The organism is Clostridium nitrophenolicum (assembly GCF_055391695.1).
The window spans coordinates 3,986,242-3,999,026 of sequence record NZ_AP042469.1; the positions used below are offsets into that span (position 1 = coordinate 3,986,242).

At 32.3% G+C, this 12,785-nt stretch carries 9 protein-coding genes; 3 read left to right on the forward strand and 6 right to left on the reverse strand.

Annotation, left to right across the window (positions count from 1 at the left end):
• Positions 1–148 precede the first annotated feature (148 nt).
• Positions 149–1,690: a cell wall-binding repeat-containing protein gene (locus tag ACZ5N4_RS18850; protein ID WP_464204053.1), complete on the reverse strand. Its 1,542-nt coding sequence runs from the start codon at positions 1,688–1,690 to the stop codon at positions 149–151.
• A gap of 155 nt (positions 1,691–1,845) precedes the next feature.
• The gene (locus ACZ5N4_RS18855) at positions 1,846–3,927 is read right to left on the reverse strand and encodes an MASE3 domain-containing sensor histidine kinase (RefSeq protein ID WP_464204054.1); all 2,082 of its coding nucleotides are present in this window, start codon (positions 3,925–3,927) and stop codon (positions 1,846–1,848) included.
• A gap of 449 nt (positions 3,928–4,376) precedes the next feature.
• On the opposite strand from ACZ5N4_RS18855, the gene ACZ5N4_RS18860 reads away from it, so the two are divergent.
• The 3 genes from ACZ5N4_RS18860 to ACZ5N4_RS18870 all read left to right on the forward strand — a co-directional run bounded on the left by ACZ5N4_RS18860 (position 4,377) and on the right by ACZ5N4_RS18870 (position 7,472).
• A complete protein-coding gene (locus tag ACZ5N4_RS18860) occupies positions 4,377–5,741 on the forward strand; it encodes an MATE family efflux transporter (RefSeq protein WP_464204055.1) in 1,365 nt (454 codons plus the stop codon).
• A 16-nt stretch (positions 5,742–5,757) separates the two neighbouring features.
• Complete coding sequence (locus ACZ5N4_RS18865; protein WP_464204056.1) at positions 5,758–6,849, forward strand: GIY-YIG nuclease family protein; 1,092 nt, start codon at positions 5,758–5,760, stop codon at positions 6,847–6,849.
• Between the two features lie 248 nt (positions 6,850–7,097).
• A complete protein-coding gene (locus ACZ5N4_RS18870) occupies positions 7,098–7,472 on the forward strand; it encodes a hypothetical protein (protein WP_464204057.1) in 375 nt (124 codons plus the stop codon).
• A 111-nt stretch (positions 7,473–7,583) separates the two neighbouring features.
• On the opposite strand, the gene ACZ5N4_RS18875 is transcribed toward ACZ5N4_RS18870, so the two are convergent.
• The 4 genes from ACZ5N4_RS18875 to ACZ5N4_RS18890 all read right to left on the reverse strand — a co-directional run bounded on the left by ACZ5N4_RS18875 (position 7,584) and on the right by ACZ5N4_RS18890 (position 12,707).
• Positions 7,584–8,705 carry an ABC transporter permease subunit gene (locus tag ACZ5N4_RS18875; protein ID WP_464204058.1) on the reverse strand — a complete coding sequence of 374 codons (1,122 nt, stop codon included), beginning with the start codon at positions 8,703–8,705 and terminating at the stop codon, positions 7,584–7,586.
• 4 nt (positions 8,706–8,709) lie between these two features.
• Positions 8,710–9,744: an ABC transporter permease subunit gene (locus ACZ5N4_RS18880; RefSeq protein WP_464204059.1), complete on the reverse strand. Its 1,035-nt coding sequence runs from the start codon at positions 9,742–9,744 to the stop codon at positions 8,710–8,712.
• The gene (locus ACZ5N4_RS18885; RefSeq protein WP_464204060.1) at positions 9,741–11,363 is read right to left on the reverse strand and encodes a sugar ABC transporter ATP-binding protein; all 1,623 of its coding nucleotides are present in this window, start codon (positions 11,361–11,363) and stop codon (positions 9,741–9,743) included. Before ACZ5N4_RS18885 ends, ACZ5N4_RS18880 begins: the two co-directional genes overlap by 4 nt.
• Positions 11,364–11,483: 120 nt before the next feature.
• The gene (locus ACZ5N4_RS18890) at positions 11,484–12,707 is read right to left on the reverse strand and encodes a DUF3798 domain-containing protein (RefSeq protein ID WP_464204061.1); all 1,224 of its coding nucleotides are present in this window, start codon (positions 12,705–12,707) and stop codon (positions 11,484–11,486) included.
• Positions 12,708–12,785: the final 78 nt, after the last annotated feature.

Genomic DNA, 12,785 nt, shown 5'->3' on the forward strand with positions numbered 1-12,785 from the left:
TTTGAGCGGAGCGAGTTCTCGAAAGTTCTTAGGTTGTCTTGAAGCACAAGCTTTAGACTGGCTAAAAGTTTTTAACGTGCTGAAGCTTGGAAACATATACCGGCGTATAAGTCGACTGACCGCCTAGTAACTCTATACTTTTAGTTGCTTAACCTCCTAAGTAGCTAAAGTGCATATAATCTTTTGAGTTTGGGAAATTGCCTCCCCAGTCCCAGCCATATTTCTGAAACACTTTAACAACCTCTGGTGTAATTGAATATGGATCTTTGTAAGGATTATAATACTTCCCTACTTGTTGCTTTACTGTCCCATCTTTTCCTAATTGAATGAAATAATTTTCATCTGGATTTATATCAATGGCAGCACCAGCGGGATGATTAACACAGGAGTCCTTGTCCCTAAATCCACCGACATCCTTAATTGGAAATTGTTCTGGAAGATTATATATTTCATCAAAAATTTGTTTTACATCCTCTGATATTTTTTTATTAACTTGAATGTTTTTAGTTACAGTACGCTTCCCCTTGCTTCTATCATTGTTATCTACGTAATTCCATACCTTAACAGTGATAACTTCTGTATTGTTTTGTTTTGCCTCTTTACTGGTATATTGCCAGTTGCCGTCTACTTTAGCAAAATCTCCATTTTTTTCATCATTACCAATAAGAAATTCTCGTCTATCTGCTATAGAAATAGGCTTATTTTTATCATCATTAACTCCTTGTGATTGCTGAAGCAAACTATTAACTACTTTTATAGGTAGTACACCTTCTCCACCTAATATTATATTATTATTAATAGATTTTCCAGTTAACAGCTGTTTCGTATTACTATTACTAGAATTGCTGGCAAATATTATTGGATTACCACTTTTAACTGCTAAGCCTATGCCACTTAATGCATCTGCAAAACCTTCTCCAGATGTTATATAAACTGTGTTAAAATCCATACTTGATTTAAAATTATCTATAATGTTTGTATTTAAGGAATAACGTGTATTACCAGATATTCTTTTATTATTAGGAAATTTGCTGGCTACCTCCTCTGTTATTACTGTTTTATCCCCTAATACATATGTAGTTTTTATATTTTGTTTTTTAAGATAAGTTTGTACTACACTGGACACCTTATCTTTGGAAACTAATATTATAGGAATGCCATTTTTGCCGGATATCGGGGCTACCGATAATGAACCTGCAAAGTCTTCACTATTTGATATGATAACCTCACTTACATTTCCCAGCTTTTCTGCTATTTTAATAGATGTCGCATATCTATCTTCTCCAGCTAACCTCTGCAAATTGTAACCACTTTTTTTTAATGAATCTTCAATGCTTTGAGAAACTACACCAATTCCACCTAGTATTGTTATATTTTTAGCTTTTAGTCTCTTTAACTCACTTACTAATATAGGATTGTCTTTTAGCGAGTTCCCATGAACTAGCAATATAGGTGCATTATACTTACGAGATAAAGCTGCTGCTCCTAATGCATCCGGATAATTTTCGCCATTTGCTATAATAACATTTTCTGAAGTGGTCCAACCACTCTTTGAAATTTCTTGACAAGTATCATAGCGAGTTTGTCCAGCTAATCTTTTCATTGTAGTTTCTGCATTTACGCTGCTTCCCAATAGTCCTGTCATTAAAAGCGTTAACACTATTGGCATTATTATTTTACTTTTGTTCATTTTCTCCTCCTTCATTTTCTAATTGCAGCTAACATTAACTGCAATCAGAAAATAGGCAAATATATAAGATATGTTCTATATTCTGCAGTTATGAAAAATATCCTTTATTTTTAGCTAAGGCATCTGAAAGAAAATAATACTATATCCTGAACAATTTAATTATCAAAATATATATCAGAGAATTCTATGCTTAATTGATCTATACTGTTTCTATCTGCTACAACTTCAAGGACATCATCTTCAACAGTCAATATTCTTACCGGAAACTCCATCTTAAACTCGCTTCCTTCTCCATATTCACTATTTACAGTAATTTTTCCACCGTGCATATTAACAAGAGCTTTTACAATAGAAAGACCTATACCACTTCCCTCATTGTTTCTTGTCAATGACTTGTCCACTTGTCTAAGTCTATCAAATATAAATTGAAGCTTATGCTCAGGTATTCCAATTCCTGTATCCTTAACTGATATAATAACACTTTCTCCTTTATCTTCTACCGTCACTAATATTTCATCTCCTGGATTTGTAAACTTAACTGCATTTGAAAGAAGATTGAGCATAATTCTTTCCATTTTTTCTGCATCACAGGCCATTATTTTTTCCTCTACATCTGTGTCAAATATTAATTTAACTCTTTTAGTTTCTATATATTGGGCAACAGATAAAGTTATTTCTTCAACAACATTTACAATGTTATGGTTATTAAGCCTCAATTTAAAAAACCCTGAGTCCATCTTTGTGATATCAAGCAGATTGCCAAGTAATCTAATTAATCTATAACAATTTTGTTTTATTGCTTTAGTATTTTTTTCTAGTGTTTCTCTTACTTTATCTGATGTATTTTTGACAACATATAGTTCCATAAATTGAAGTGTTGTATGTATAACATTTAAAGGAGTTCTAAATTCATGTGATATATTTGCAAAAAACTCACTTTTCAATTTATCATACTCTATTGCTTCATTTAATAATTTGCGTTCAGTTATATCTCTTACAACACTAACGACAACATTTTTTCCTCCTCTTATAGAAGATGTACTTGTAATTTCAACATCTACAGCTTGTCCATTAAATTTAATAAATTTTTCTTCGACTATTGGCACCATACTAGAATCCTCTTTTAGCTTGTCTAATCTGCTATAGAGCAATTCATGATAGTCCTTGTGTACAAAATCCGATATCATTTTACCTATGATATCATTAGAATCTAGTGCCCCCAAAAGTTTTTTTGCTTCATCATTTACAAGTATTATTTTTCCGTCTACATGAACAAATATGGCATCAGGTAAGGTTTCTACAAGATTCTTATATCTTTTTTCACTTGCTATAAGTTTATTTTCTGTAATTTTACGCTCTCTTATTTCTGCTTTTAGTTTTTCATTAGACTTTTCTAATTCCTGAGCCTTTAGCTTTAATTCATTATTGGTTTGAGTTAACTCATAGAATAAAAGATTATATGGACGCTGAAGACTTGTCCCACTAATTGCCTTATACATAAGATAAAAAGATACTGCATGTAAAATATGTCCAACCATATTAAATATCCCAAATACATTTAAATATAGTGTAAAGCTTATTTCTGAGATAATCATTATTGCCAAGGAAAATATCATATAAATATATACACTTCTATGAAACATCTTATTTTTTTTGATTAAAGCAACAATTGAAAGGATTAAAATGCCTACTATGATATATTCGCTTATTTTTTTAAATAGAGTTAATCCGCTGCCCTCTACATAACATACAGGAAATACACCCCATAAAAATATTGACATTAATAAAAGTACGGATACTATTAAATAAATTAATAATATAGTTTTTTCTTTTAATTTTTTTTCTAATAGATTAAATGACACTAATATAGATATACTTTCTATAAACTTTGTAACAATCCACAACTGTGTTGCTAAATTTGATGTATCCTCTTGAAATATTCCCATGCCTTTATATGCCAATGCATGTAATAAATTAAAGCCCCCAACAAATGCAAATGCTACTCCTAAAAAAGTAAAATAACTGTTATATGATATCTTATATGTATTTATAGCAATTATAGATATGATAAAGGCAGAAGTAACACTGGCAATCTCAATAAGAGTATGAAATAGTAAATAATTCTTAAAACTTATACATACTGCAGTTATTATCAATACAATGGCTAATGTTATATTCTTAAAAGCTTCTAAATTAATTAATATTTTATTTCTCCCTATTATTTTAGTGTTCATCATAACTAACCCCACCTTTTTTATAAAATATTGGTAAAGTTCAATTTAGAATTATACTATAAGATTACTGAAGTGAGAAATACCAAGTGTAATGAGATAATTAATTTTTATTTTCGAGATTTTTGATAAAAAATTCTGATTTAAATAAGATTTGAAAGATATGCATTTTAAAAAGTCTTTGTATTACATAGTAACATTAGTTACACAGTAATTATTTTCCTTTGATTTCATATTATAACATCTACTTTTGTTTTTTTCAAATTTATTATAAGTCAATATTTTCTATTAAACGACATATTATAATATTTGCAATTTCGCCAAATATTTTAGGTAGTGTTATGTTAATATTGATTAGTTTAGTATAATACAACCTAATCTATTGTTAGTTTAGTTGTATTATACTATAATAGTTAAATGAAAAATCTGAAAAGGATTAACCAATGGAGGTCATAATGAGTTTAACATCCTTATTCAATGATAAAAAATTCTTAAAAACTTTATTTAAACTTGCATTGCCAATTGCGCTTCAAAATTTAATACTTTCTTCTCTTAACCTTGTAGATACAATTATAATAGGTGGTCTTGGAGAGTATGCCATAGCCGGAGTAGGCATTGCTAATCAATACTTCTTTTTATTAAATTTAGTTTTATTTGGAGTAGTTAGTGGTAGTTCTATATTTACTGCTCAATATTATGGTGATAATGATATACCAAATATTAAAAGAATATTAGGTATTTCCATCTTAACCAGTGGAACTGCTGCATTTATATTTTTTATAGTAGGCTTTTTCTTTAATAGTCAAATTATGAGCATTTTTTCAACAGATAAAGTAGTTATATCAATAGGAAGTGAGTATTTAAGAATAATAGTCTTTAGCTATGTTATTACTGCTATTACTTTTTCTTACTCCTTTACTTTAAGAAGCATAGGACAAGTTAAAATTCCTATGATAATAAGTGTTATTGCACTGGCAATAAATACAATACTTAATTATTTACTTGTTTATGGTTACTTTGGTATGCCTAAGCTAGGAACTAATGGGTCAGCCATAGCTACTCTTATTGCTAGAACTATTGAAATGATACTTATGATTACTGTTGTATACTCTCAAAAACTAATTATAGCTGCTAAAGTTAGAGAAATGTTAGACTTATCTATTGATTTTGTAAAGAACTTCTTTAAAATCACTGCTCCCGTAATTTTAAATGAATCTATGTGGTCACTGGGAGTTAGTATGTATGCCATTGTTTATGCAAGAATGGGTACTGAAGTAATAGCTTCAACTAATATCTCAGCTACCATTGAGAGAATCACTTGGGTAATATTTATGGGACTAGGAAATGCCTGTGCTGTTATGATAGGAAATAAAATAGGTGAAGGTAATAAAGATGAGGCTTATCTATTAGCTAAAAGATTTATAGTACTATGTCCTATCCTTGCAATTTTAGCTGGTTTAATAGTATTTTTTACTTCTGGATGGACTCTTTCGGTATATAAAGTGTCACCAACGGTATATAATTATTCTCATAATATTTTAATGGTATTCTCCATATTCTTAATTGCAAAAGTCATTAATTATGTCAGTGTAATTGGCATTTTTAGAAGTGGTGGAGATACTAAATTTTCCTTAATTTTAGATACTGCTGGTGTTTGGCTTATAGGTGTACCCCTTGCCTTTCTCGGTGGATTAGTTCTTAAACTGCCAATTCACTTTGTTTATGTTTTGGTATACCTAGAAGAAGTAGTAAAGCTTATGTTTTGTATACCAAGAGTTATATCGAAAAAATGGATTAATAATTTAACTGCTAAAGATTAAATTTGGAGGAGATATTGTGGATTTAAAAGCAAAAGTCAAAGAACTTCCTTCTTTACCAGGTGTGTATATGATGAAGGACTCTCTTGACAGTATTATTTATGTTGGAAAATCAAAGAACCTTAAAAGTAGAGTTGGATCCTATTTTCAAAACTCAAAGTCACATTCTCCAAAGGTTGTGAAATTAGTTAAAAATATAAAAGACTTTGAATATAAACTTACCGATACTGAGTTTGAAGCTTTTATGCTAGAATGCAAAATGATAAAAGAAATAAAACCTATATACAACAAACTAATGAAAAGTCCAAAGTCTTATTCTTATATAAAAATTAAAATCAGTGAACAATGTCCTGATATTGAAATCTCCAACGAGGCTAATAAAGATGATGGAGATCTTTATTTTGGACCATACACCAGCAAAAATACAGTCCTAAGAGCTCTTAATGGTATGAGAGAGTGTTGTAAAATACTCTGCAGCAATAGTTCACGAAAAGCTTCCTCTTGTTTAAATTATTCTTTAGGCTTATGTATTGGTATGTGTTTGGATGGTGCTCCCCAAAAACAGTATATTGATACAATACATAAAATAATACTGCTGCTCAATGGAACTGACAAAAGTATTCTTCAAGAAATGGAGCATAAGATGACCGTTGCATCGGAGAAATTTGATTTTGAGAATGCCGCTAAATATAGGGATTATATAAGTGCAGTAAACTATCTGCTAAATAATGTAAAGATTATAAAGTTCACGGAGGACAATAAAAATATTGCTTTACTTGAGTACCTAAGTGATACTACCTTTAAGTTTTTTCTTATTAAAGGAAATAAAGTGCTTTTTAGTAAAAAGTATGACCTAGAGAGCTTTAATTTAGAAGAATTAAAATCTACTTTAAAATCCATTATTTTAACTTACTTTAATGATAAATCTCTAAAAAACCCGATAAAGATTGGAAAAGAAGACATCGATGAAGCTCAAATAATTTATACTTACTTAAAGAGCAAAGCTAGTAGCTGCAGACATGTTGTAATTTCAAAAAAGTGGCTTAATACTTCAAATAACATAAATATTGATAAGGCAATTAATAAATTGCTCCTTGATATAACATCATAAAAACCCTCAAAATAAGCTAGAATTTTGATATTAAAAACTAAATTCTAGCTTGTTTTCTTATTAGTATTTGCTTTATAAGCACTAGTATCAGTATATCTTTTAAAAATACACTACATAATTCTTTAACAAATTTACATTATTCATATAAAATTTGTGATATTAATAAAATGTTTTCTTGAACAGTAACCGCAGGTATGATATTCTGAATATCACTATTAAACAATATTTTTATATGAAGGAGTGCTAAATTGAGTAGATTTTCTCGTTATTTTAATGATTCCTATGGATGGGATAAATTATCGAAGTATCTTTTAATTATTGGTTTAGTTTTTCTATTTACTAAATCTACAGCGATTGCAGGAATACTATTAGTATCATATGCAGTATTTAGAAGTATTTCAAAAAATAAATATAAAAGACACCAAGAATTGTATGCCTTCGAAAATTTTCTTATAATTATTAATAAAGAAATTTATAGATTTAAGGTAAGAATTGATAATTTTAGAAAATATAAAATATTTAAATGCCCTAGTTGCTCTCAAAAGCTTAGAGTGCCTAGGAAAAAAGGTAAAATTACAGTTACTTGTAAAAAATGCGGTACTAACTTTAAGGGTAGAACTTAATGATAAATTCGGTCTTCTCAATATTGAGAAACTAACTAGAAAGTTAACTTATACCCCGGGGTATAAGTTAACTTTTGGCCATAGAATCTTATAAATACTTATATTGTTGTACTATCTAGCCACATTTCTACCATTTCCTGCTCTAAGGTAAGCTCTATCCATTTCTTTATCCTTTTGCCTCTTCCATGCATGAAGTACTAATGCCAAGGTAACAACACCATAAGATACAAACATTCTAAAGTATTCACCTATCATCGCCTGTCCTGTCAGGTTTTTGCCTGCCATCGGCATAACAACAAACATTAGGTGGAATAAACCAGTACCAATAATGGCATTTAGTATGGTAGCTTTACTTACTGTAGCACCACCTACAAGTAGTGCCGCAGCTGCGAACAATGCTGCCTGATCTGCTCCATTATAGGTATTTAGAGTACCTATATTCTGTAAATATATAACCTGGCCGTAACAAGCAAGAACAGTAGAAATTATGATTGATTGTATACGAGTTTTTTCTACCTTTATACCTGCTGTTTCAGACACCGTCATATCCTGTCCTACAGCTCTCATATTCTGTCCAAGCTTAGTCTTTCTAAACCACATTGTGAATATACATATTAAAGCAATTATTAGGAATGTTCCTACAGGTATAGGTACTCCTCCTATATTAATTAAGAGCAGCTTGTCAAATCCGCCTGTAGCATCTAAATTTATAGCATTTCTAATACCATATCTAATACCATTGCCTCTTGAAAGCAGCAAAGTGGGACTTTTGATTGGTATTATTGATCCACATAAATACAGGAGAAAAAATTGATATATACCAGCAATAAAAAGACCAAGCATCATTGAGGTAATCATTTCACGCCCCTTTGCTCTGTTTAAAACAACACCACCGAAATACCCTAAAAGTATTGCAATAGGAGTTCCGATTATCATTGCTAATACAAGTCCTGCAGCCCCTTTAATACCCCAGTCAGTTATAAATATTAGACCTATTTGTCCTGCCATTGCACCTAGAACCATTCCAAAGTTAATACCCATCCCGGCCATTACAGGCAGCAAAAGTGCCAATACAAGGAATGAGTCTCTTGAAAGACGTGTAACTATCTCTCTAATCAGATATATACCTGTAAATTTTGAAATAGGTATAGCCACTGCGCTTATTAATATAAATAGAATTGGAACAGCGCTGCTGGTCAAAAACTTTTTCATAGATTGATTATCAAGCTTCATGTTTCTACCTCGCTTTCCTAGTAAGGGCATATACTATCATCCCATTTGATACAATAATTCTTATAATTTCAGAAACATCTATGCTGATTGCGCTGTTGATTACTGAAGGCGTCATTGTAAGTATACCTTGGAACAATATAGTTCCAATAACAACATTGGCAATAGACGCTTTATTTACAGAAGCCCCTCCAAGGAGTATAGCAGCTACAGAAGGAAATACAAAGGCCAGTGGAGCATTGTACATTTGTATAAAACCGAAGCTTTGCTGATAAACTATCATTCCTATAGCTGCAAGTACCGTTGAAAGAACAACTGATACTGTCCTCATTTTATCTACATCTATGCCTGCAGCTCTTGCAAATTCCGGGTTAGAACCAACTGCAGTTATTGCAGTACCTATTTTGGTCCTAAAAAATCCCCATACTAATAAACTCATGAAAATAAAGAACAATATCATCCCCGTTGGAATTATAAAATTATTCGTTATTTTTATGCTTAAGAAATCACTAATCTGGTGAAACCAGTAATCCTGAACACTTATTGTTACACGAAGACCTTCTCCTTTAAAGCCCTGTACACTTGCAGGATTTTTAAAAGGAAGTGCTATCCACAACATATTCATAAAAAACACAAAAGAATAACCTACATATGTAGCAATAATCATTTCGTCACCCTTGACTTTATTTAAAAGCTTGCCATATCCGTATCCTAAAATCACTGCTGCAACTATAGCAATTCCGAAAGCTACTAGTATCCCAATCATACCTGTTAATTTAAATTCCAAGCTCATTACTGCACCTAAAAGCCCTGCAACCAATCCCACGGGGATTCCAAAGTTCAAGCCGCATCCTGACTGTATCATAGGTACCATAGCTAAAACAAGTATTGCATTCATTCCAAAACGAACTATAACGTCATTTAAGGACATGTCCTCTTTGACACCAAAAAACGGTGCCGCAATAAACAATGATACTAAAAATAATCCGATGATAATGCGTGGCCATCCAAAATTCTTTATAAAATCTTTAATCCTATTCATAGCTTTTCACCTTCTTCAATCAAATGATGTTCACCTGACATAAGCAATCCAAAATCTGCCGCTTCAGCGTTAGGAGATAGAATTCCAGATACCTTCCCCTCACTTACAATGGCAATTCTATTACATATAGACTTTAATTCCTCAAGCTCAGATGATACCATTACAATTGTGGTATTGTTTTCTGCATTATATCGTCTTAGGGAGTCAAGTACTAGCTTTTTTGCTCCAACATCTATACCTCTAGTAGGCTCGGATACAAATAGAAGGCTTGGCTCAAGTGCAAAAGCCTTAGCAAGACATACCTTCTGTTGGTTTCCACCGGAAAGCTGTCTAGTATGCTGTTTCTCACTTGTACATTTTATTTCTAAGGACTTAATGTACTTTTGTGCACATTCTTTCATGGCTTTGTCATCACGCCATTTGATTAATCCACCTAGAAACCTCTTAAGAAATTTTTCCTGAATTTGCATTGCATCAAAAGCAACATTCCAGTCGATAGGCTCATCTAATAAAAGACCTACACCTCTACGATCTTCTGATACAAAGGCTAATCCGTTTTTTAATGCGTTAAAGGTTGAATTTAGCGGCAGTGATTTATTATTAAAGATAACTTCTCCATCTGACGGAAACAAGCCCAGTATTCCATTTGGTATTCCAAGCTTACCTTGTCCTGCCAGTCCACCTATTCCAAAAATTTCACCTCTTTTTACATTAAATGATACATCCTTTACTGTTTCACCTGGCATATCAACCCAAAGATTTTTTACTTCTAGTATTATATCTTTGTTGTTATCAGTAGCATCAACAAATTTTGTCTCTTCAGATTTTTTGTTATCAACCTCTCTCCCTACCATCCATTCAGCAATCTGTCTTACATTTACACCTTCAACAGGTTTTTCAACAACCACCACACCATCCCTTAGTACTACAAGCGTGTCACAGGCTGATGTAACCTCGTGTAACCTGTGTGAAATAAATATTATAGAAACACCCAGATCAGCAAGTCTTCTCATGGATTTTAAAAGTATTTCTGCTTCTGATTCGGTCAAAACAGCTGTAGGTTCGTCTAATATAAGTAATTTAACCTTTTCTCTGTCAATTTCACGTGCAATTTCAATAAACTGCTTGTGTCCCACTGGCATTTCTGAAACTAGTGTATCTGGATTAAGCTGAACACCTAGGGTTTCAATTGCCTTTTGAGCACTTTTTTTCATTTCCTTCATATCAACAGTTTCAAGTCTTTTTCCAAGTACCTTTGATATTACATTAGACTTAGTTTTTTCCATATTTAATAGTATATTCTCTGTTGTTGTAAAACCAGGTATAAGAGAAAACTCCTGGTGCACCATTCCAATTCCTGCTTTTAAAGCATCAATAGGATTTTTAAAATTTATCTTTTCACCATCTAAGTATATTTGTCCTTCATACCCTCCTGTTTCCGCAATAACAGTCATTCCAAAAAGTATTTTCATAAGTGTTGATTTACCTGCGCCATTTTCCCCTACTAGGGCTAGTATTTTGCCCTTCTCCAGTGAAAAATTAATGTCTTTTAATACCTTGTTACCTTCAAATTGTTTGCTGACACCTTCTACCTTTAACAATAAGCTCTCATTTGACAATTATTTCACCTCTTATCATGCGAATCGATATATTCATATTTTATAGACATAGGGTTCCTAAAGAAACTTTTAAGTTAGGAACCCTATATTTTAATATCTTCTTATACTGTCATAATTATTTTATTTTTTATATTTGTCAGGAACTACTTCCTTTGTTTGTCCTAAGTAGCCCTTTCCAAACACATATGTGTCTTGATATAGCATAATATGATTCTTCTTTTCTGTTCCAGTTGCTCTGTCTATATAGTATGAACCGTTCCATGATGCTCCTGGGGTAGATTTTTCATAACAAGCCATTAAATCTTTAAAGGAATCTTTCTGTGCTTTTCCTTCAATTATTCTCTTAGCAAATTCAGCAAGTGCCTCTGTGGAAGCATAGTTATATGAATAAGCCCATGTTCCCATTCTTCCACTGCCACCTTTAGAAATTACAGTTTGTTCAACCTTTTTGAGTATTGCAGGCCAATTTCCAGCTTCAGCTTTTAGGTCAATTCCGAATGCACCAGGATACCCCATTATTGGAGATGGAAGATCAGGTTCTACAAATATTGCGCCTAGCTCAGCAACTTTCTTTAAAAGAGGTTCTGTTTGTGCGTCGTTTGTACAGAAGAAAGCTGTATCTTTTCCATACTTTTGTACCCATGATGGCATCTTCTCAAGTATGAACTGCTGTGCACCTGGAATTCCAACGTCACTCATTGGATCTGGGGCTGTTTCAAAAGCAAATTTTAATCCTAAATCCTTACAAGCTTGTTCCATTATAGTTTTTCTTAAAGATAAAAGCTCAATACTCATATGTCTTGGGAATGAAATGTGTACAAAGGTTTTTGCTCCCATCTTCTTTGCTGCGAGAATCATTAAGTAGCCGCGGTTTACATTATCTGCATTTATTACTAGATCAGAAGCAGCTTCTACCATGTTGGTATCTTCCTGCGGCTCACCTGCAAATAAAAGTATATCCGGTCTTCTTTCTCTTATCTTCTTAAAAGCTGCAACTGTGCCAGGAACTGACTGATTAACAATAATAGCTTTCATATCCGGGTCATCTGCAAGTCCTGCAATCTGAGCTATAGTTGTTTCCTGTTCTTGCATGAAATTATCTGGATAAGTAACATGTTTTACTATTCCGCCTTTGTCTACATCGCCATACTCTTTGATAAATGCCTCAGCACCACGCAGTTCATCCTCCGATTGGGCCACCGTACCTGTCACTATACCGATATGAAATTTCGCTTTTTTAGAATCTGAGCTTGTACCATTAGAGCTTGTGTTGCTTGAACCTCCGCATCCAGCCAATCCTAGAGCCATTGTTGCTGTAAGAATTAATGCTAGTATTTTTTTCAAAACATTCCCCTCCTAAAATACGTTTTTATATTAGTTTGAAAAGCAAAGCTTCTCAATTACTAATCACCTATAACTCTC

Excerpts from the sequence above, each read along its gene's own strand:
- ACZ5N4_RS18880 (WP_464204059.1), bottom strand. The coding sequence starts at position 9,744 with ATGAATAGGATTAAAGATTTTATAAAGAATTTTGGATGGCCACGCATT.
- ACZ5N4_RS18850 (WP_464204053.1), bottom strand. The coding sequence starts at position 1,690 with ATGAACAAAAGTAAAATAATAATGCCAATAGTGTTAACGCTTTTAATG.
- ACZ5N4_RS18860 (WP_464204055.1), top strand. The coding sequence starts at position 4,377 with ATGAGTTTAACATCCTTATTCAATGATAAAAAATTCTTAAAAACTTTA.
- ACZ5N4_RS18855 (WP_464204054.1), bottom strand. The coding sequence starts at position 3,927 with ATGATGAACACTAAAATAATAGGGAGAAATAAAATATTAATTAATTTA.
- ACZ5N4_RS18875 (WP_464204058.1), bottom strand. The coding sequence starts at position 8,705 with ATGAAGCTTGATAATCAATCTATGAAAAAGTTTTTGACCAGCAGCGCT.